Annotated in this window: 20 protein-coding genes; 7 read left to right on the plus strand and 13 right to left on the minus strand. The window is 72.8% G+C overall.

All coding sequences use genetic code 11. From position 1 onward, the window contains the following. Positions 1–149 precede the first annotated feature (149 nt). The 3 genes from ACZ56V_RS13535 (at position 150) to ACZ56V_RS13545 (ending at position 3,076) form a co-directional block, all read left to right on the plus strand. On the plus strand, positions 150–1,505 hold the full coding sequence (locus ACZ56V_RS13535) for an aminotransferase class III-fold pyridoxal phosphate-dependent enzyme (protein WP_468942068.1): 1,356 nt from the start codon (positions 150–152) through the stop codon (positions 1,503–1,505). 101 nt (positions 1,506–1,606) lie between these two features. After that, a complete protein-coding gene (locus ACZ56V_RS13540; RefSeq protein ID WP_468942071.1) occupies positions 1,607–2,308 on the plus strand; it encodes a GntR family transcriptional regulator in 702 nt (233 codons plus the stop codon). A gap of 117 nt (positions 2,309–2,425) precedes the next feature. Continuing rightward, entirely contained in the window at positions 2,426–3,076 is a 651-nt protein-coding gene (locus ACZ56V_RS13545) for a hypothetical protein (RefSeq protein ID WP_356368687.1), read from the plus strand. Here the strand turns inward: ACZ56V_RS13545 and ACZ56V_RS13550 are convergent, their stop codons facing one another. From ACZ56V_RS13550 to ACZ56V_RS13570, 5 genes are all read right to left on the minus strand, one after another. Then, the gene (locus ACZ56V_RS13550; RefSeq protein ID WP_030183794.1) at positions 3,077–3,364 is read right to left on the minus strand and encodes a hypothetical protein; all 288 of its coding nucleotides are present in this window, start codon (positions 3,362–3,364) and stop codon (positions 3,077–3,079) included. Between the two features lie 38 nt (positions 3,365–3,402). Next, entirely contained in the window at positions 3,403–4,287 is an 885-nt protein-coding gene (locus tag ACZ56V_RS13555) for a sigma-70 family RNA polymerase sigma factor (protein WP_468942075.1), read from the minus strand. Positions 4,288–4,370: 83 nt separating this feature from the next. Beyond that, a complete protein-coding gene (locus tag ACZ56V_RS13560) occupies positions 4,371–4,571 on the minus strand; it encodes a hypothetical protein (RefSeq protein ID WP_468942078.1) in 201 nt (66 codons plus the stop codon). Positions 4,572–4,629: 58 nt separating this feature from the next. Next, positions 4,630–5,121, minus strand: coding sequence for a DUF3515 family protein (locus tag ACZ56V_RS13565; RefSeq protein WP_468942081.1), 492 nt, complete (start codon positions 5,119–5,121; stop codon positions 4,630–4,632). A 133-nt stretch (positions 5,122–5,254) separates the two neighbouring features. After that, entirely contained in the window at positions 5,255–6,538 is a 1,284-nt protein-coding gene (locus ACZ56V_RS13570; RefSeq protein ID WP_003975310.1) for an adenylosuccinate synthase, read from the minus strand. A 185-nt stretch (positions 6,539–6,723) separates the two neighbouring features. Here ACZ56V_RS13570 and ACZ56V_RS13575 point away from each other — a divergent pair, with 185 nt between their 5' ends. Further along, complete coding sequence (locus ACZ56V_RS13575; protein WP_398911660.1) at positions 6,724–7,659, plus strand: diacylglycerol kinase family protein; 936 nt, start codon at positions 6,724–6,726, stop codon at positions 7,657–7,659. 16 nt (positions 7,660–7,675) lie between these two features. Here ACZ56V_RS13575 and ACZ56V_RS13580 read toward each other — a convergent pair whose 3' ends face one another. After that, positions 7,676–8,206 (minus strand): GbsR/MarR family transcriptional regulator, encoded by a 531-nt coding sequence (locus ACZ56V_RS13580; RefSeq protein ID WP_398911659.1) that lies wholly within the window; start codon positions 8,204–8,206, stop codon positions 7,676–7,678. Positions 8,207–8,294: 88 nt separating this feature from the next. On the opposite strand from ACZ56V_RS13580, the gene ACZ56V_RS13585 reads away from it, so the two are divergent. From ACZ56V_RS13585 to ACZ56V_RS13595, 3 genes are read left to right on the plus strand one after another with little or no spacing between them, the layout of a single operon-like run. Then, the gene (locus ACZ56V_RS13585) at positions 8,295–9,239 is read left to right on the plus strand and encodes an ABC transporter ATP-binding protein (RefSeq protein ID WP_468942085.1); all 945 of its coding nucleotides are present in this window, start codon (positions 8,295–8,297) and stop codon (positions 9,237–9,239) included. Beyond that, a complete protein-coding gene (locus ACZ56V_RS13590; RefSeq protein ID WP_468942087.1) occupies positions 9,236–10,858 on the plus strand; it encodes an ABC transporter permease in 1,623 nt (540 codons plus the stop codon). The genes ACZ56V_RS13585 and ACZ56V_RS13590 overlap by 4 nt, the downstream gene beginning before the upstream one ends. Before the next feature lie 39 nt (positions 10,859–10,897). Continuing rightward, on the plus strand, positions 10,898–11,164 hold the full coding sequence (locus ACZ56V_RS13595; protein WP_398911656.1) for a hypothetical protein: 267 nt from the start codon (positions 10,898–10,900) through the stop codon (positions 11,162–11,164). Here the strand turns inward: ACZ56V_RS13595 and ACZ56V_RS13600 are convergent. The 7 genes from ACZ56V_RS13600 to ACZ56V_RS13630 all read right to left on the minus strand — a co-directional run bounded on the left by ACZ56V_RS13600 (position 11,147) and on the right by ACZ56V_RS13630 (position 18,887). Further along, complete coding sequence (locus tag ACZ56V_RS13600) at positions 11,147–12,385, minus strand: cytochrome P450 (RefSeq protein WP_468942090.1); 1,239 nt, start codon at positions 12,383–12,385, stop codon at positions 11,147–11,149. The genes ACZ56V_RS13595 and ACZ56V_RS13600 overlap by 18 nt on opposite strands. A 96-nt stretch (positions 12,386–12,481) precedes the next feature. Further along, entirely contained in the window at positions 12,482–13,147 is a 666-nt protein-coding gene (locus tag ACZ56V_RS13605; RefSeq protein ID WP_398911654.1) for a response regulator, read from the minus strand. Beyond that, positions 13,144–14,568 carry a sensor histidine kinase gene (locus tag ACZ56V_RS13610; protein WP_398911653.1) on the minus strand — a complete coding sequence of 475 codons (1,425 nt, stop codon included), beginning with the start codon at positions 14,566–14,568 and terminating at the stop codon, positions 13,144–13,146. The genes ACZ56V_RS13605 and ACZ56V_RS13610 overlap by 4 nt, the downstream gene beginning before the upstream one ends. Before the next feature lie 13 nt (positions 14,569–14,581). Further along, positions 14,582–15,268, minus strand: coding sequence for a response regulator transcription factor (locus ACZ56V_RS13615; RefSeq protein WP_356368717.1), 687 nt, complete (start codon positions 15,266–15,268; stop codon positions 14,582–14,584). Continuing rightward, positions 15,265–16,704: a sensor histidine kinase gene (locus tag ACZ56V_RS13620; protein ID WP_468942095.1), complete on the minus strand. Its 1,440-nt coding sequence runs from the start codon at positions 16,702–16,704 to the stop codon at positions 15,265–15,267. Before ACZ56V_RS13620 ends, ACZ56V_RS13615 begins: the two co-directional genes overlap by 4 nt. Continuing rightward, entirely contained in the window at positions 16,697–17,905 is a 1,209-nt protein-coding gene (locus tag ACZ56V_RS13625) for an acyltransferase family protein (RefSeq protein ID WP_467378971.1), read from the minus strand. The genes ACZ56V_RS13620 and ACZ56V_RS13625 overlap by 8 nt, the downstream gene beginning before the upstream one ends. After that, complete coding sequence (locus ACZ56V_RS13630; RefSeq protein ID WP_468942098.1) at positions 17,898–18,887, minus strand: alpha/beta hydrolase; 990 nt, start codon at positions 18,885–18,887, stop codon at positions 17,898–17,900. The genes ACZ56V_RS13625 and ACZ56V_RS13630 overlap by 8 nt, the downstream gene beginning before the upstream one ends. Positions 18,888–19,014: the final 127 nt, after the last annotated feature.

Genomic DNA, 19,014 nt, shown 5'->3' on the forward strand with positions numbered 1-19,014 from the left:
CCGCTTGTCCACGGTTCCGTAACGGAGCCGCTCCCCACGCGGTCGACAACGCGCCGGGACAACGCGTCGACAACCTGTCGTGGAAAGCCCCCGACCGCAGACAGGACGCCGATTCCGTTTCCGCATCGCGGACATCTACCCTCGGCGGCATGACCCCTCAGCCCTCCCCCCAGGCAGGCGCCGCCGTGAAGGCCGCGGACCGCGCGCACGTCTTCCACTCCTGGTCAGCGCAAGAGCTGATCGACCCGCTCGCCGTCGTCGGCGCCGAGGGGTCGTACTTCTGGGACTACGAAGGCAGGCGCTACCTCGACTTCTCCAGCGGACTCGTCTACACCAACATCGGCTACCAGCACCCCAGGGTCGTCGCCGCGATCCAGGAGCAGGCGGCGAGGATGACGACGTTCGCGCCCGCGTTCGCCGTCGAGGCCCGCTCGGAGGCCGCGCGGCTGATCGCCGAGCGCACGCCCGGCGACCTGGACAAGATCTTCTTCACCAACGGCGGCGCCGACGCCGTCGAGCACGCCCTGCGCATGGCCCGGCTGCACACCGGCCGCCCCAAGGTGCTCTCCGCCTACCGCTCGTACCACGGCGGCACCCAGCAGGCGGTCAACGTCACCGGCGACCCGCGCCGCTGGGCCTCCGACAGCGGCACGGCCGGTGTCGTGCACTTCTGGGCGCCGTTCCTCTACCGCTCGCGCTTCTACGCCGAGACCGAGGAGCAGGAGTGCGCGCGGGCGCTGGAGCACCTGGAGACGACGATCGCCTTCGAGGGCCCGGGGACGATCGCCGCGATCGTCCTGGAGACGATCCCGGGCACCGCGGGGATCATGATGCCGCCGGCCGGTTACCTGGCCGGGGTGCGCGAGATCTGCGACAAGTACGGCATCGTCTTCGTGCTCGACGAGGTCATGGCCGGTTTCGGACGCACCGGCACCTGGTTCGCGGCCGACCTGTACGACGTCGTACCCGACCTGATGACCTTCGCCAAGGGCGTGAACTCGGGCTATGTGCCGCTGGGCGGCGTCGCGATCTCCGCCGAGATCGCCGCGACCTTCGCCGAGCGGCCCTACCCCGGCGGACTGACCTACTCCGGGCACCCGCTGGCCTGCGCCGCCGCCGTCGCCACCCTCAACGTGATGGCCGAGGAGGGCGTCGTCGAGCACGCCGCGCGGCTCGGCGCCGAGGTCGTGGAACCGGCGCTGCGGGAGCTGGCCGAGCGCCACCCGAGCGTGGGCGAGGTGCGCGGCACCGGCATGTTCTGGGCGCTGGAGCTGGTGAAGAACCGGGAGACCCGGGAGCCGCTGGTGCCCTACAACGCGACCGGGCAGGCGGCCACGCCCATGTCCGCGTTCGCCGCCTCCGCCAAGGCGCACGGCCTGTGGCCGTTCGTGAACATGAACCGCACCCACGTGGTCCCGCCGTGCAACGTCTCCGAGGCGGAGCTGAAGGAGGGCCTGGCGGTCCTGGACACGGCACTGTCCGTGGCGGACGAGTACACGGAGTAGGCGGGACGGGGCGGTGGGTCCGAGCGCGTAGGGTTGCGTGCTCGTACGCGGTAGACATGTGTACGAGCACGCCCCCGCACGCGACGAGGAGACGCCCGCCCATGCCCGGCCCCAGCGGCACCGGTGCCGTCACGCGCAGCACCCTGCGGCAGCAGATCGCCGACGCGCTCCGCGACGAGGTGCTGGCCGGGCGGCTCCAGCCGGGGCAGGAGTTCACGGTCAAGGAGATCGCCGAGCAGTACGGCGTCTCCGCGACGCCGGTGCGCGAGGCCCTGGTCGACCTGTCCGCGCAGGGGCTCCTCGACGCCGACCACCACCGCGGCTTCCGCGTCCACGAGTACTCGGTCGACGACTTCCGCGGCATGATCGAGGCCCGCAGTCTCGTGACCGACGGGATGTTCCTCGCGCTCGCCACGGACCTGCCGGGCGGCCCCGACCCGGCCGATCCGCGCATCGCCGCCGCCCTCGCCGGGGTCCGCCGGCGCGGCGAGGAGGCCCAGCGCGCCGCCGCGGCCGGGGACCTGACCGTCCTGATCGGCTACGACCTGCGCTACTGGCGCGAGCTGGCCACCCTCTTCGGCAACCCCTATCTCTGCGACTTCCTGCACCGGCTGCGCGTGCAGAGCTGGGTGTGCACGGTGCAGCACCTGCGCCGGCTCAGCGACCTGCGCGGCGCGCTGTGGTCCGGGCACACCGAACTGGTCGACGCCCTGGCGCGGCGCGACGTCCCGGGCGCGCGTTCGCTCGTCGACGCGTACAACACCCACTCGCTGGCCCTCATCGAAGGGCTCGCCGCCGGATGACCAACGCCGGACGTGTCGTGGTCCGGCCCCAGGTGGGTAAGGGACCTGCACGTGGGCGCGCACCGGCGCACACCGACTACGCTGCCTTGACCACCGTGCTGTGTGAGGAGCCCTCTTTTGGCCTGTGACCTGTGGCTGGTACCGCTCGTCGACATCCTGTGCCACACGCCGGACAACCCGTTCGCCGAGGAACTCGCGCAGTACGACAAGGTGCTGGCCGAGGCCGGACTGCCGCCGGTGCCGGTGTACCAGTACATGCCCGGGCTCTCCGGCGAGGTCGCGCCGGTGGCCGGCTTCGACTACGACGCGCTGCACTTCCTGCGCCGGGCGCACCTCCTCCAGGTGTGCGGCCTCCCGGTGACGCCGGTGGACGAACTCGGCGGCGACTACGAGCAGTTGCTGGAGATGTTCGAGTCGACGGCGCAGCAGTCCCACCTGGTCTGGCACTACGACCACGCGGGCGCCTACGTCCCGGTCGACTTCCCGCACCCCCTCTCCAGTGACGAACTCCTGGCGGGCGGCGGCCCCTTGGGCTCCTCGCACACCCTGCTGCGGGAACTGGAGGCCGTCGCCCCGGCCCTCGGCATCGACCCGGCCAACCCACCGGCCCCGCCGCAGCCGCCGCTCGGCCCGACGGAGCTGGAGGAACCCGCGGTGCCCGCGCCGTACGACTCCAGTCCGTTCGCCCGGGAGCGGCACGTGTGGCTGGGACTGCACGCGGCGGCGACGCGGAGCCTGGCTCAGGGATCGATGATCGTCTTCAGCTGATCACAGCTGGGACAGGCCCTTGCGCAGATCGTCCGCGTTCATGATCGGGGAGACCTCGACCTCCGCGTTCAGCTCGGTGAAGAACGGCTCACCGGTGGGCGGCAGTTCGGAGCTGTCCTGCATGTCGAAGACCATCAGGGCCGTCCGCCGGCCGCCGAGGGGACCGAAGTAGGCGGCCTCCGGCTTGATGTGGTCGAGGGTCCGGCTGATCAGCTCGGGGAGTTTCCCGCTGCGGATCGCCTCGTTCGCCCGGTCCGTGTCCAGCGTCGCCTTGAGCAGCACGCGCATCGCACTCACCTTCTTCTGTCGACGCGACGTGTACCCATTCAGCTTATGCCCGTTATGTTCAGTTCGTTCAGGCGAGCCGGGTCCGCGATCACGTCGATGCCGGTGATGCGGCCGTCGGCGGCGAAGTCGAAGCGGAGCACGACGCGCAGCCTGCCGTGCTCGGCCATCGCCAGGCCCGCCCGGCCGTCGACGAGAACGACGGCGGCGGCCCTGGCCCGGCCCATGGAGGCCATCGCACCCCTGGCCACCCGCTCCACACCGCTGACGGTGACGGGCTCGGGCGTCGGCACGACCGCCGCGTCGGCGTGCAGCACGACGTCCGGGTGGAGCAGGGCCACCAGCGCGTCGAAGTCGCCGCCGCGGGTGGCCGCCAGGTAGGCGTCGACCGCGCGGCGCCGGCGCGGTGGGTCGGCGTCGGGCGCGGGCACGCCCCGGACCCGGCGGCGGGCGCGGCTGGCCAGCTGGCGGGTGGCGGCGGGGGTCTTGTCGAGCATGGCGGCGATGTCGTCGAAGGGCACGTCGAACATGTCGTGCAGGACGAACGCGAGCCGCTCGGCGGGCCCGAGGGTGTCCATCACGATCAGCAGCGCGATCCCGACCTCGTCGGCGAGCTGCACCTCCTCGGCCGGGTCCGCGCCGCCGCCGGTGACGGCAGGTTGCCTGCGCGCTCCGTCGTCCAGCGGCTCCTCGCGGCGGGTGTCCCGGGCACGGAGCAGGTTGAGGCAGACCCGCGCCACGACCGTGGTGAGCCAGCCCGAGGGGTTGCCCACCTCGGAGGTGTCCGCCCGGTCGGCCCGCAGCCAGGCCTCCTGGAGGGCGTCGTCCGCCTCGCCGAGCGAACCGAGGATCCGGTACGCGACCGCCCGCAGCCGGGGCCGGTCCAGCTCGAACTGCCGGGCCATGTCGTCGGGTCGTCCGGGCACCGTACGGTTCCTTCCGCGTCCACCGGCCTTCAAGGGCGGGCCCCAGTCAACCATCCGGCGTACACGGCCCCCGCAAGGGCCTGTCAGCGCACCAGTGTGATCCCCGGCGGCCACAGCACCCCGTCGGCCAGCAGCAGGGACGGCCCCAGGTGGACGGGGCACACCAGCAACGGCGCCCGCAGGTGCCGGGCGACCTCGAAGCGCGCCGGGTCCCCGCAGTCGCCGGGCCCGGTCCCGCCGCCGTACGGGCCCTGGCAGGAAGCGGCGCTGGAGGGGTCGGTCATGCCCCGATCCGACACCACGGAGCACGCCGACGCCCGGCAAAGGGGGCCGAACGAAGGGCTACAGGGCGGTGGCGGCGTCGTCGAGGCCGATGCACTTGCGCTGCTGGGGGAGCCACTTCACGGCCGGGTCCAGCGTGGCGAGGATGCCGCCCACCTCCTCGCGCGGACCGGAGTACGTGAACTCCACGGCCGGTGAGCGGCCGTAGGTCCGCAGGACGCTCACGCCGTCGCGCTTGAGCCGGGCCTCGTCCAGGACCCAGTCGACGCCGTCGGCGGTGACGCAGAGGTTGACGTTGGGCTGAAGCTCCTCGGCGCCGCAGCGGAACACCGCCTTCTGGCCGCCCCAGGAGGCGACCGCGTTCCCCAGGGCCCAGTCGCGCGAGGCGCCGGGTATGTCGTAGGGGAGGCGGGAGATCACCCGGTCGCACTTGGGGTCGTCGGCGTGCGGGGCCGCGGAGACGCGGTGGCCGTCGACGTAGAAGGCACCGCCGGTCACGGCGACGACCGCAACGGCCAGCCAGATCCACGTCCGGGTGGTGGGCTTCCGCATGTCCGCTCGCTCCGTGCTGTCCGTGCTGTCCGTCCGCCGCAAGGCTGTGAGGCTCCGGCCAGCGTATCCGCCGTGTCGACGGCGACGGCCGGGGCCCCGTGCGGGGTCCCGGCCGTCGGCGCGCGCGGGGTGCCTACAGGAACGAGTTGATCTCGATCGTCTCGTCCCGGCCCGGGCCGACGCCGATCGCGGAGATCGGGGCGCCGGACATCTCCTCCAGGGCCTTGACGTACGCCTGGGCGTTCTTCGGCAGGTCGGAGAAGGACTTCGCCTTGGTGATGTCCTCGCTCCAGCCGGGCAGCGTCTCGTAGACCGGCTTGGCGTGGTGGAAGTCGGACTGCGAGTACGGCAGCTCCTCGACGCGCTTGCCGTCGATCTCGTAGGCCACGCAGACCGGGATCTGCTCCCAGCCGGTGAGGACGTCGAGCTTGGTGAGGAAGAAGTCGGTGAGGCCGTTGACGCGGGTGGCGTAGCGGGCGATCACCGCGTCGAACCAGCCGCAGCGCCGGTCGCGGCCGGTGGTGACGCCACGCTCGCCGCCGATGCGGCGCAGGGCCTCGCCGTCTTCGTCGAACAGCTCGGTCGGGAAGGGTCCGGCACCGACGCGGGTCGTGTACGCCTTGAGGATGCCGATGACCCGGCTGATCTTCGTCGGGCCCACGCCGGCGCCGGTGCAGGCGCCGCCCGCGGTCGGGTTCGAGGAGGTGACGAAGGGGTACGTGCCGTGGTCGATGTCCAGGAGCGTGCCCTGGCCGCCCTCGAAGAGGACCACCTTGTCGTCGTCGAGTGCCTGGTTGAGGACCAGGACGGTGTCGGCGACATACGGCGCGAGCTTGTCGGCGTAGCCCAGCAGCTCCTCGACGACCTGACCGGTGGCGATCGCGCGGCGGTTGTAGAGCTTGGTGAGCATCTGGTTCTTGACGTCGAGCGCCGCCTCGACCTTCTGGGTGAGGATCGACTCGTCGTAGAGGTCCTGGACCCGGATGCCCACGCGGTTGATCTTGTCGGCATAGGTCGGGCCGATGCCGCGCCCGGTGGTGCCGATCTTGCGCTTGCCGAGGAAGCGTTCCGTCACCTTGTCGACGGTGACGTTGTACGGCGTGATGATGTGAGCGTTGCCGCTGATCAGGAGCTTGGACGTGTCGACGCCGCGCTCGTTCAGCCCGCTCAGCTCGGAGAACAGGACCGACGGGTCGACGACGACGCCGTTGCCGATGACCGGCGTGCAGCCGGGGGAGAGAATCCCGGAAGGGAGCAGGTGCAGGGCGTACTTCTGGTCGCCCACGACTACCGTGTGGCCGGCGTTGTTGCCGCCCTGGTAGCGCACCACATAGTCGACGGAACCACCGAGCAGGTCCGTCGCCTTTCCCTTGCCTTCGTCACCCCACTGAGCACCGAGCAGCACAAGTGCGGGCACGCGCGTACACCCCTTCCGGGCGGGGCATGTCCATGGTCGAGGGCGTATGCGACGGGTTTCCGCCACGTACACCGCGACCGTCGTTGGCCGCCAACCGTCGGACCGGGTGCCCCGGAATAGACGAAGCCCCTGGCGCAACAGCGCAAGGGGCTCTTGCACAAAGATGCTACCCGAGGAAGCGAGGCATGGCCGAGGTGGCGACTTCCACGAGCTCTTCCGCGAACTCTTCCGCGAGGTCCGATCAGCTTCTGGTGGTCGTCGATCCGGTCGCCCGACGGCTGGACGGGGAGTCGGTCAGAATCGCGAAAGACGTGCTCAGCGCGGGCGCGCCGCATACGAAGGTGTGTCTGCCGGACGGCCCGGAGGAGTTCGCGCGGGCGCTCGGGCGGCGCGGCTCGCGGCGCCCGGTGGTGGTCGGTGACGACAGCGCGCTGCTGCGGGCGGTGGCCCTGCTGCACCGGCAGCGGGAGCTGGCGGGCTGCGTGCTGTCCGTGGTGCCGGTGGGCTCGGCGCTCGGCCTCGCCCGGTCCCTGGGGCTGCCGACGGGGGCGGTGGCGGCGGCGCGGGCGGTGCTCGACGGCGCGGAACGGCGTCTGGACCTGCTCGTCGACGACAGCGACGGGGTGGTGCTGGGGGCGGTGGGGATTCCGCCCGCTCCCGCTCCCGCGCCGGCGCCGGTGCGGCAGCGGGCGCAGACGCACGCGGGGACCGGCCCCGGAGCGGGACCGGGCGAGCCGGGGCCGGTGCGTCCCTGGCTGCGGACCTGCCAGTCGCTCGTACGGACGCTGGCGGCCTCGCGTCCGGCCCGGACCGCCGTCGCGCCGGGAGCGGCCGGTCCGGTCCGGCTGCGGGTGGAGGTCGACGGGGTGACGCTGGTGGACCTGGACCAGCCCGTGGCGGCGGTGACGGTGATGCCGGGCGCCGGAGGGATGGCCGTGGTGGAGGTGCGGCTCCTGTCCGTGGACGCGCAGGCGTCGCCGCTGACGGCGAGCGGACGGACGGTGACCGTGTCGGGGGCGCACTTCCGCTACCGGGCCGACGCGGTGGTGTGCGGACCGGTGGGCACCCGGACGTGGGTGGCGCGGAAGGGGGCGTGGGGGCTGACGCTGCCGGCGGGGTAGGGGTGTCGTCAGGCGTTCACCCCCGCCCGAACCGCTCCTCCCGGTGCACGCGCCAGCGTTCCATCATCGCCGCGATCTCCTCGTCCACGAACTCGAAGAAGGCGAGCGTCTCGGCCATGCGCCGGCCCGCGGGGGTGTCGGCGCCGAGGCTGGTGACGCCCTCGCGCAGCGCGCTCTCCCAGCGCTTGATGATGGTCTCGCGGTTGGTGAGCGCCTCGTACCACTGGTTGCTGTGCACCCGGTAACGCTCCCGGCGCGAGCCGGGTTCGCGCTCGCGCGAGACCATGTGCTGCTGCGAGAGGTAGCGCACGGCGCCGGAGACGCCGGCCGGGCTGACCCGGAGGCACGCGCCGAGTTCCGCGGAGGTCAGCGAACCCGAGTCGGAGGCCAGCAGCGCGGCGAAGACCCTGGCCGGCATGCGCTGCATCCCGGCCTCTACCAACTGGGCCGCGAAGCCCTCCACGAACTTGGACACCGCCTCGGGGTCGCGCCCCGGCCCCGCCGCCTCCGTCGCCGTCCCGGCCGCTTCCGCTGGTTCCTTCGTCATCCGTCGATCATCTCTCACGCTGCGTCGCTCACCATCCTGACGGTTTCTTAACTTCACAAGTTTCTGAAAGAAGCGTACTTTCCACATCATGACGAAGGCAATCAGCGTCTCCGGACTCCACAAGTCGTTCGGACGCACGCACGCTCTGGACGGGCTCGACCTGGAGGTCGAGACCGGCGAGGTCCACGGCTTCCTCGGCCCCAACGGAGCCGGCAAGTCCACCACCATCCGCGTCCTGCTCGGCCTGCTGCGCGCCGACTCCGGCGCCGCCCAGGTACTGGGCCGCGACCCGTGGGCGGACGCGGTGGAGGCCCATCGGCGGATCGCGTACGTCCCCGGTGACGTGACGCTGTGGCGCAACCTCTCCGGCGGCGAGGTCATCGACCTCTACGGCCGGCTGCGCGGCGGACTGGACACCCGGCGGCGCGCGGAGCTGGTCGAGCGGTTCGAACTCGACCCGACCAAGAAGGGCCGCACCTACTCCAAGGGCAACCGGCAGAAGGTGGCCCTGGTGGCCGCCTTCGCCTCGGACGTCGACCTGCTGATCCTCGACGAACCCACCTCCGGTCTCGACCCGCTGATGGAGGAGGTCTTCCAGAAGTGCGTCGAGGAGGAGCGCGAGCGCGGCCGGACGGTGCTGCTCTCCTCCCACATCCTCAGCGAGGTCGAGGAGCTGTGCGACCGGGTCAGCATCATCCGCAAGGGGCGGACCGTCGAGAGCGGCTCGCTCGCCGACCTGCGCCACCTGACCCGCACCAGCGTCACCGCCGAACTCGCGGGCACCCCGAACGGCCTCGCCCACCTGCCGGGCGTCCACGACCTCGACGTCCAGGGCCACCGGGTCCGGCTCCAGGTCGACACCGACAAGCTGGACGCCGTACTCAGGTCGCTGAGCGAGACGGGCGTGCGGTCGCTGACGTCGACACCGCCGACGCTGGAGGAGCTGTTCCTGCGGCATTACCAGGCCGGGGACGCCGGGGACGCCGGGGACGCCGAGGACACGGAGTCCGGAGCGGAGGTGACGGCGCGATGACCGCCACCGCCGAAACCGCCGCCACCGCCTTCGCGGCCCGGCCCGGGGGCTCGCGCCAACTGGCCGGCACCGGCACCCTGCTGCGCTTCGCCCTGCGCCGCGACCGCGTACTGATCCCCGTCTGGGTCGCGGTGAACGCGCTCATGGTGCTGTCCATGCCGGGCACCATCAAGGGCCTGTACGGCACCGCGGCCGAACGCGCCTACCTGATGCGGCAGATGGAGACCAACTCCTCGCTGCGTGCCCTGGTCGGCCCCGTCTTCGACGACGGTCTCGGCGCGCTCACCGCCTGGCGCGTCGGCCTGTACGCCGGTGCGCTCGCCGCCGTGATGAGCCTGCTGATCGTCGTACGGCACACCCGGGACGAGGAGGAGAGCGGACGGCAGGAGGTCGTCGCCTCCGGAATGGTCGGCCGCCGGGCCCCGCTGACGGCGGCACTGCTGGCGGCAGCGGTCGCCAACGCCGTACTGGCCCTGCTGATCGCCGTCGGACTGGCCGGACAGGGGGCGGCCGGCGCGCTGGCCCTCGCACTCGGAGTCGCGGGCGTCGGCATGCTCTTCGCGACCACGGCGGCGATCGTCGCCCAGCTCACCGAGAGCGCCCGGCTGGCCCGGGGCCTGACGGCGGCGGTGCTGGGCGCGGCCTTCGTGCTGCGGGCGGCGGGAGACTCGGCGACGGACGACGGTTCGTCGGTCCTGACCTGGGTGTCACCGCTCGGCTGGCTGGAGAACCTGCGGGCCTTCGCCGGTGAGCGCTGGTGGGCGCTGCTGCTGATCGCGGGCGCGACGGTGGCGCAGGGGGCGCTGGCCTACGCGCTGGCCGGGCGCCGGGACCTCGGCATGAGCTTCCTGCCGACCCGGCCGGGACCGGCCGCCGGGCGCCTGCGGACGGCCGGTGCGCTGGCCTGGCGCCTGCAACGCGGCAGCGTCCTCGGCTGGAGCATCGGCTTCTTCCTCGCCGGTCTCGTCTACGGCGGGATGACGGAGGGCGCGGCCGATCTGGTCGGGGACAACGAGCAGGCCCGCCAGATCATCGAGCGGATGGGCGGACAGGCCGGACTCACCGACGCCTTCGTGTCGGCGATGGTCGGGATGCTCGGGCTGATCGCCGCGCTGTACGTCGTGGCGTCGGTGCTGCGGCTCAGCGGCGAGGAGACGTCCGGGCGGGCCGAACCGGTGCTCGCGGGCGCGGTGGGCCGACTGCGGTGGGCCGCGGGCCACCTGGTGGTCGCCTTCGGCGGCGCGGCGCTCATCATGCTGCTCGCCGGACTCGGTTTCGCGGCCGGTTACGGGCGGGACTTCGGGGCGATCCTGGGCGCGTGTCTGGTGCAGCTGCCGGCCGTGTGGGTGATCGGCGGGGCGGCGGTGCTGCTGCACGGGCTGCTGCCCCGGGCCGCGGTGGCCGCGTGGGCCGTCGCGGGCGCGGTGCTGCTGCTGGGGTGGGTCGGACCGGCGCTGGACGTGCCGCAGACCGTCCTGGACGTGTCCCCGTACGGGCACCTGCCGAAGCTGCCCGGCGGGGAGATGGACTGGTCGCCGGTGCTGGTGCTGCTCCTGATCGCGGTGGCGCTGGTCGGGGCGGGGCTGGCGGGGCTGCGGCGGCGGGACCTGACGACGTGAGGTGAAACCGGCCGGGCGGGTGGGAGCGTCGGGACGGGTATGAGTCGGGATGCGGTGACGGGTGGTGGCTGTGCGGTCTCGTTGGCCGGGGCCGTGGGCGCGGTGGTCGTGTGGTGGCAGACCGCACGGACCCAGCGGCACCTGGGCAACGAGTTCGAGAACAACGGGCAGGACTTCGGTGCCGTCCTCACCGAGCTGCCGTTGGTCTTCCTCGCCGGGGCCGTCGTGCCCGCCGTGCTCTGGGGACTCGGCGCGTGGCTGCTGGGACGGCGACGGCGCCCCAGCTCGTCACAGTTCCACGCGTAGTCCCGTCAGCCCGCGCATCACGAAGTTCGGCCTGCGTTCCGGTTCCGCCGCCAGACGCAGGCCCGGGGCGCGCTCCAGCAAGGACGTCATGGACGCTGCCAGTTCGATGCGGGCCAGCGGGGCGCCGATGCAGTAATGGATGCCGGCGCTGAAGGAGATGTGGGGGTTGTCCCGGCGGGTGAGGTCGAGGCGTTCCGGGTCGGTGAAGACCGCCGGGTCGTGGTTGGCCGAGCCGAACAGCATCGCCACCTCGGCGCCGCGCGGCAGAGTCGTCCCGTCGATCTCGATCTCGTCGAGGACCCAGCGTTCGAAGAGCTGGAGCGGGGTGTCGAAGCGCATCAGCTCCTCCACGGCGGACGGGACCAGAAAGTGGTCGGCGCGCAGGGCCGCCAGCTGGTCCGGGTGGCGGAAGAGGGCCAGCCAGCCGTTGGCCGTGGCGTTCACCGTGGCCTCGTGACCGGCGTTCAGGAGCAGGACGCAGGTCGAGATCATCTCCTGCTCGGTGAGGCGGTCGTCGTCCTCGTCGTGCGCCGCGATGAGCCCCGAGATCAGGTCGTCGCCGGGCTCCTTGCGACGGGCCGCGATGAGTGTGCGCAGGTACTCGGAGAAGTCGAGGGACGCCCGGACCGCCTTCGCCGCCGTCTCCCCGGACGGGTTCAGCTCGTACATCCCGCAGATGTCCGCCGACCAGGGGCGCAGCGGGGCCCGGTCGGACTCCGGGATGCCCAGCATCTCGGCGATCACGGCGACCGGCAGCGGCTCGGCCACGTCGGTGAGCAGATCGCCGCCGCCCGCCGCGACCAGCCGGGACACCAGGTCGTCCGCCAGCCCGTGCACGTACGGCTTCAGCCGCTCCACGGTGCGCGGCGTGAACGCCTTCGACACCAGGCGCCGGATACGGGTGTGGTCCGGCGGCTCCAGGTCGAGCATGCCGTGGTCGTTGAGCGTGTGGAAGGGCTCCTGCTCCGGCGGCGGCGGAGTGCGGCCGAAGTCCTCGTGCGTGAAACGGTGCTGGTAGGTCCGGCCGAGCCGGCGGTCGCGCAACAGCGCCGAGACATCCGCGTGGTGCGGGACCAGCCACTGGTCGCTCGGCTCGTAGTAGAGCACGCGTCCCCGGGCCCGCAGCTCGGCGAAGGCGGGGTACGGGTCGTCTACGAACGCCGGGTCCCACGGGTCGAACGCGGGGCCGGACGCACGAGCTTCATCGGATGCAGCCGTCATGGACGGACGATAGGAAACGACGAGCCGTCTGCGGAAGGGGCCGGGCCCAGCCGGAGGCGCGCCGGACGTCGGGCTTCGCCCCCTCGGGTCCGGTTTCTAGCCCGGGGTCACCAACCGCGCCTCGTAGGCGAAGACCGCCGCCTGGGTGCGGTCGCGCAGGCCCAGCTTCACCAGGATGCGGCTGACGTGGGTCTTGATCGTCGACTCGGCGACCACCAGGCGTCCGGCGATCTCCGAGTTGGACAGGCCCTGCGCGATCAGGACCAGGACCTCCGTCTCGCGTTCGGTCAGGTCGCCGTAGGCCGCCTGTGCCGAGGGCATCAGGCGCGGGGTGTCGGAGAGCTTGGAGAACTCGGTGATCAGGCGCTTGGTGATCGAGGGGGCGAGGAGGGCCTCGCCGGCCGCCACCACCCGGACGCCGTCCGCGAGCTGGCGGGCCGAGGCGTCCTTGAGGAGGAAGCCGGACGCGCCCGCGCGCAGCGCCTGGTACACGTACTCGTCCAGGTCGAAGGTGGTGAGGACCAGCACCTTCGAGGTGCCGTCCGCCGCCACGATCTCCCGCGTCGCCTCGATGCCGTTCAGCTCGGGCATGCGGATGTCCATCAGGACGACGTCCGGGGCCAGCTCGCGGACCTTCGCCACCGCCTCCCGGCCGTTGACCGCCTCGCCGGCCACCTCGATGTCCGGCATGGCGTTCAGCAGGACCGAGAAGCCCTCGCGGACCATCATCTGGTCGTCGGCGATCAGTACGCGGATCGTCATGCTTCACCTTCGGTCTGCACGGTGACCGGCAGGAAGACCGCCACCTCGTACCCGCCGTCGTCCGTCGGTCCCGCCGTCATCTCGCCGTTCAGCATCGAGACGCGTTCGCGCATGCCGGTGATGCCGTGTCCGGCGCCGGGCGACGGTTTCACCAGGGTGTTCTGCGGGATGGCGGTGTTGACCACGCGCAGGCCCAGGCCGCCCAGGACGTAGGAGACCTCGACGCGGGCCGTCGCGCCGGGCGCGTGGCGCAGGCTGTTGCTCAACGCCTCCTGCACGATCCGGTACGCCGACAGCTCCACACCGGGCGGCAGCTCGCGCACCGCGCCGGTCACCGCCTTGTCCACGGCCAGGCCCGCCTCGCGCACATTGGCGAGCAGGGCGTCCAGGTCGGCGAGCGTCGGCTGCGGGGCGTCCGGGGCCTCGTAGTCCTCGGCGCGGACGACTCCCAGGACGCGGCGCAGCTCGGTGAGGGCCGCCACCGCGTTCTCCCGGATGGTGGCGAACGCCCGCTCCAGCTCCTCCGGCGGATTCTCCACCCGGTAGGGCGCGGCCTCCGCCTGGATGGCCACCACCGACATGTGGTGCGCGACCACGTCGTGCAGCTCGCGGGCGATGGTGGTGCGCTCCTCCAGCAGGGTCCGCCGGGACCGCTCCTGCGCGGTGACCGTCTGCTGGGCGGTCACCTCTTTGCGGGCCGTCTGCCGTATGTGCCAGAGACAGACCACGAGCAGGGCGAACGCGGACGTCACCATCATGGGCCCGCTGTTGGTGTAGTAGTACGACCCGCCGAAGAAGACGTCCGAGAGGAAGGCGTACCCGCACGTCAGGACCCACATCCAGACGGCGGTGCGGGGCCGGGTGCGCAGCGCCACGACGATCAGCACCGTGAGGTGGCAGACGAACGCGCCGGGTATCCACGGCCAGTCCCATCCGGAGCCGTTGATCAGCGCGACCAGCGGGGTCACGGCGAGGGACAGCCAGAAAGCGCCGATCGGCCGCACCAGCGTGGCGAGCACCGGGAGGGCGCACAGGATGCCGGTCAGCAGGGCCGGCGCGTCACCGCCGGGCAGGTCGCCCGAGAACGTGCCGACGACGAAGGCGATGAACGCGGTCGCCCCGACCACCGCGTGCGGGAGGTACCGCGCGTCCGAGCGCAGCCTGCCGGGCAGCCGGCGGACGACCGGGCCGTCCGTGTGCCGGGGCGGCAGGACGCGGTAGGCGAAGGGGTCGTGGAACAGGTCCCGGCGCAGCCCCCGCAAGGACGTCCGGACCAGCCGGTACTCCTGGCTGCGGGTCCCGCCCTCGTGCTGCTGGTGAGTCGTCTCGGTCACGCTCACACGGTAGGCCGACCGGGAGTGGCCGGTCGTCCCCGTGGAGAGGGGTTCTCGGGCATCCGTCTCAAGTACTACGGGGGCCACTGCGCGTCGCTCCTCAGTACCCCGCGGGGCGTACCAGCCCCGACTCGTACGCGAACACCGCCGCCTGTGTGCGGTCCCTGAGGCCCAGCTTGACCAGGATCCTGCCCACATGGGTCTTCACCGTCTGCTCGGCGACCACCAGACGCTGGGCGATCTCCGCGTTCGACAGGCCCTGCGCGATGAGGGCGAGGACCTCCGTCTCCCGCTCGGTCAGCTCGCCGACACGGGCCTTGAGCGGGGCGCGCGGGCGGTCGTCCAGCCGGGAGAACTCCGCGATCAGCCGCCGCGTGATCCCCGGCGCGAGCAGGGCGTCACCGGCGGCCACCACCCGGACCGCCTCGGCGAGCTGGTCGGCGGACGCGTCCTTCAGCAGGAACCCGGAGGCACCGGCCCGCAGCGCCTCGTACACGTACTCGTCGAGGTCGAAGGTGGTCAGCACCAGCACCCTGATCTCCGGGGTCGCCCCGGTGATGCGCCGGGTGGCCTCGATACCGCCCAGCTCGGGCATCCGGATGTCCATCAGGACGACCTCCGGGTTCAGCTCGGCGACCTTGGCCACCGCGTCCAGGCCGTCCACCGCCTGCCCGATCACCTCGATGTCGGGCTGGGTGTTGAGCAGCACGGTGAAACCCTGCCGGACCATCTGCTGGTCGTCGGCGATCAGCACGCGGATCACGCGGCCGTTGCTGCTGGTCGTCATGGGGTGTCGTCCTCGGTGGATGGGTCGGTGGATGGGTCGGGGAAGGGGCCGGAGAAGGGATCGGGAGAGAGGTCGGGGGAAGGATCGGGAGAGGGGTCGAAGGGCTGGTCGGGGCCGTCGGCCGGCAGGAACGCCGCCACCTGGTAGCCGCCGTCCGGCATCGCGTGCGCCGTCAGCGTGCCGTCGAGCATCGCCACCCGCTCCCGCATGCCGAGCAGCCCGTGCCCGGCCCCCTGCGACGGCGCCGGCGCGCGCGTCGGCCGGGTGTTGGAGACCACCACACGCAGCCCGATCGGCAGGTGGGTGAGGTGGACCCGGGCACTCGCGCCCGGCGCGTGCCGCAGCACGTTGCTGAGCGCCTCCTGCACGATCCGGTAGGCCGACAGCTCCACCCCGGGCGGCAGGGGTCTGCGCGTCCCGCTCGTGTCGGTGGTGACGGTCAGCCCGGCGGCCCGGGTGTTCTCCACCAGCGCGCCGAGCCGGTCGAGGGTGGGCTGCGGGGCGTGCGGGGCGGCGCCGTCGCCTCCCTCGGGCGCCTCCGGCGTGTCCGGGTGCTCGGAGCGCAGCACGCCCAGCACCCGGCGCAGCTCGGTGAGTGCCTCCAGCGCGTTCTGCCGGATGCCGGCGAGGTTCTCCTTCAGCTCGTCCGGCGGATCCTTGACGAGGAGGGGCGCGACCTGGGCCTGGATGGAGATCACCGACATGTGGTGGGCGACGACGTCGTGCAGCTCGCGCGCGATGCGGCCGCGCTCCTCCAGCAGCGTGCGCCGGGCCCGCTCCTCGGCGGTGAGCGAGGTCTGCTGGGCGAGTTCCGTGCGGGCCTCGCGGCGGCCCCGCAGGGCGATGCCGAGGACGACGACGACCGCGAACAGGATGACCGCGAGCTGGCCGGTCGGGAGGTAGTCCGGGGCTCCGACGACGCCTTGCACGACGTAGGTGGGAAGCGCGGTGAGGATCAGCGCTTCCAGGGACACCCGGGTCCGGACCCGCAGGGCGAGCAGCAGCATCACGAACAGGTGCCCGATGAGCCCGGCGGCTGTCCAGGGCCACGTGAACTCGTAACCGCCCGGGACCATCTGGGCCCGCACGGCGAAGGCCCCCACCAGCATGCCCGCCATCGACAGCCACCACGCCGCGACCGGCCGCCACAGCGCGAGCACCATCGCCCCGGCCTGGGCGACACCGATGAGGAAGGCGAAGCCCGGCTCGACCCCGCCGTTGTCCCCGAGTTGGGCGGCGTCTCCGACCAGCACGCCGAACGCGGCCAGACACACCATCCCGTGCGGGAACCAGCGCAGCCACACCGACGGCGGCAGCGGATCGGCCCGCCAGGTCCACAGGTCCTCGTGGAGCACGCGCAGCACGTGCTCGGCCCGGGCCCGGAACCAGGTCCGCAGCCGCTTCCCCCATCGCCTCACGGGCTCCACCCTAGACATGGCGTGCACCCGCCGTGATCGCCCGGCGCCGCGGACGGTGCGCCCGCACGACCCGGGAGCGTCGCCGTCCTCGGCCTCGCTGCTCGCAGGAGCGGAACGTGGCCCAGCAGCCGGCCAGGACCAGCGCGAACACCGGAAGCCAGGCGAGCCGGGCCGCGACCCAGTCCAGGCCGTCGGGGGTCGTGTGCAGGCCGGGCAGACGGCCCGCGAGGAGACCCGTGGCCGTGGTCGCCATCAGCGCCGTCTGGTGCCAGAGGAAGATCGTCATCGCGGAGAGGTTGACCAGCGCGACCCCTGCCCAGGCGATCGGCCGCCGCATCGCGCCGCGCAACCGCTCGCGCAGCAGCAGGGCGAGCCCGCACTGGGCCAGGCCGAAGGTGACGGCGGCCAGGGTGGGCGGGTTGAGGTTCGACACCGACGCGCCGGGGACACCGACCATCGCCGCCGGGTAACCCGCCCAGGCGACGAGCGCCGCGGTCGCCGCCGTGCCGCCGGTCAGCAGGAGCCAGCCGGAGCGGCGCCGGTCCAGTTCACCGCGGGTCCAGGCGGCGCCCAGGGTGTAGGGGACCAGCCAGCCGGCGGCGAGGTTGACCCAGCCGAGCCAGGACGGGGCGCCGAACCCGAAGCGCAGCAGGTCTATGTGGAGGACGACGACCAGCGGCCACAGCGGATGCAGCCGGGTCAGCAACGGCGTCGCCGCGGTCAGCGCGGCGAAGACCAGCAGGAACCACATCGGGGACAGCGCCAGCTTCACCAGCGTGTGGACGGTCACGAAGTCCGCGCCCGTCAGGAGCAGCAGCGCCGCCGTCACCGTCCACAGACCGAGGACGGCCAGGACCGGCCGGAAGAGCCGGGACAGCCGGTCGGTCAGCCAGCGGCCGTAGGACTCGCCGCGGGCCCGGGCCGACGCGTAGCCACGCGTGGCGACATGACCGCCGACCAGGAAGAACACGGCGAGGGTCTGGAAGGCCCAGGAGACCGGGGCGAACCAGGGCATGTCCTGGAGCGGACTGGCCGCGTGCAGGCTGCTGCCGTCGGCGACCAGCGCCGTCACCAGCCAGTGCCCGAGGACCACCCCGAGGATGGCGAAGGCGCGCAGGGCGTCCACGGCCCTGTCCCGGTTCTCGGGCGTGGCCGCGTCGACGCGGGCGGCGGCCGCGCGCAGGGCGCCGCGCGGGTGTGCCGGGGTCAGGTCAGTCATGGGTCACCTCCGTGGTCTCGCCCAGGACGATCCGGGCCAGGTTCGCCAGGGAGCGGGAGCCGTTGTCGAAGTAGTCGCTGTGGCCGCCGTCGCCGGCGTCGAAGACCCGGGCGCCGAAGCCCGGGGAGACGGGGTCCGTGCCGAAGCCGACGGTGGTGCCGAAGAGGTCGGCGCTGACGTGCGGAACGTGCTCCACCCAGTCGTCGGCGCCCCGCCCGGCCCATATCCGGGCGTCGGAGTGCAGACCGGCGGCGGTGTCGGCTCCGGTGCCGGGGCTGCCGACCAGGGCGATGTCGGACACGTCCAGGCCGTCGGCGGCGCGGGCGCAGACCACCGAGCCGTAGGAGTGGCAGAGGAGGGCGAGGCGGGCGCCGGAGCCGCTGATCCGGTGCAGGTCGTCGACCAGGCCACGCAGCTCGGGGGCGGCCCGGTCGGCGCGGTCGGTCGTGGCGACGGTGGTGCTGACGGTGCCCGGCGTCTCGTAGCCCAGCCAGGCCACGACGGCGGTGCGGGTCCCCGCGGGCGCCTCGGCGACGAGCTGCCGGTGCAGGGCCAGGGCGGCGGCGCGGAACCGGCCGTAGGTGTCGAGGCCGGTGTCGGAACCGGGGACCAGGACGGCGACGCGGTCGGCGCGCACCAGGTCGCCGAAGACCTCGGTGGCCAGTCCGGCGCCCCGGCCGTCGAAGGCGAGGAGGTGGCGGGACCGGTCGGCCATCGCACGGTCCGCCGCCGCGCGGTGGTCGTCGCCGTGTACGGCGGCCATCCGGGACGCCTCCGCCGCGGTGGCCCGGTTGGCGGCGTACGCGTCGGCCAGCGTGGCCGCCGTCGGGGCCGCGAGGGCGGCGGGGGCCGGGGCGGGGATCCGGGGCTGCGCGGCTCCGGAGAGGGGGAGCACCACGGCGCCGGCGATCAGGGCGGCGCAACCGGCGCGGCGCCATCTGCCCACGCTCCGCCGCCAACGTACCGTCGCCCTGGGCCTCATGGCCGCTCCCCTCCAGCGCGCCCGCCCACCGGGCGCGTCTGCAAAGGAAGTTATGAATCGAGCCGGGTAACCCGCGTCCCGCCAGGGGGCTCACCTGCGGGGTAGCTCTCAGGTATTACGGGTACGA

This window comes from Streptomyces sp. NPDC034099 (genome assembly GCF_055575415.1).

Coding starts and splice junctions, on each gene's coding strand:
- ACZ56V_RS13600 (WP_468942090.1), bottom strand. CDS start 12,385: ATGACGGCTGCATCCGATGAAGCTCGTGCGTCCGGCCCCGCGTTCGAC.
- ACZ56V_RS13575 (WP_398911660.1), top strand. CDS start 6,724: ATGGCCGAGGTGGCGACTTCCACGAGCTCTTCCGCGAACTCTTCCGCG.
- ACZ56V_RS13585 (WP_468942085.1), top strand. CDS start 8,295: ATGACGAAGGCAATCAGCGTCTCCGGACTCCACAAGTCGTTCGGACGC.
- ACZ56V_RS13590 (WP_468942087.1), top strand. CDS start 9,236: ATGACCGCCACCGCCGAAACCGCCGCCACCGCCTTCGCGGCCCGGCCC.
- ACZ56V_RS13565 (WP_468942081.1), bottom strand. CDS start 5,121: ATGCGGAAGCCCACCACCCGGACGTGGATCTGGCTGGCCGTTGCGGTC.
- ACZ56V_RS13605 (WP_398911654.1), bottom strand. CDS start 13,147: ATGACGATCCGCGTACTGATCGCCGACGACCAGATGATGGTCCGCGAG.
- ACZ56V_RS13550 (WP_030183794.1), bottom strand. CDS start 3,364: ATGCGCGTGCTGCTCAAGGCGACGCTGGACACGGACCGGGCGAACGAG.
- ACZ56V_RS13620 (WP_468942095.1), bottom strand. CDS start 16,704: ATGTCTAGGGTGGAGCCCGTGAGGCGATGGGGGAAGCGGCTGCGGACC.
- ACZ56V_RS13630 (WP_468942098.1), bottom strand. CDS start 18,887: ATGAGGCCCAGGGCGACGGTACGTTGGCGGCGGAGCGTGGGCAGATGG.
- ACZ56V_RS13615 (WP_356368717.1), bottom strand. CDS start 15,268: ATGACGACCAGCAGCAACGGCCGCGTGATCCGCGTGCTGATCGCCGAC.
- ACZ56V_RS13560 (WP_468942078.1), bottom strand. CDS start 4,571: ATGACCGACCCCTCCAGCGCCGCTTCCTGCCAGGGCCCGTACGGCGGC.
- ACZ56V_RS13535 (WP_468942068.1), top strand. CDS start 150: ATGACCCCTCAGCCCTCCCCCCAGGCAGGCGCCGCCGTGAAGGCCGCG.
- ACZ56V_RS13625 (WP_467378971.1), bottom strand. CDS start 17,905: ATGACTGACCTGACCCCGGCACACCCGCGCGGCGCCCTGCGCGCGGCC.
- ACZ56V_RS13595 (WP_398911656.1), top strand. CDS start 10,898: ATGAGTCGGGATGCGGTGACGGGTGGTGGCTGTGCGGTCTCGTTGGCC.
- ACZ56V_RS13540 (WP_468942071.1), top strand. CDS start 1,607: ATGCCCGGCCCCAGCGGCACCGGTGCCGTCACGCGCAGCACCCTGCGG.
- ACZ56V_RS13580 (WP_398911659.1), bottom strand. CDS start 8,206: ATGACGAAGGAACCAGCGGAAGCGGCCGGGACGGCGACGGAGGCGGCG.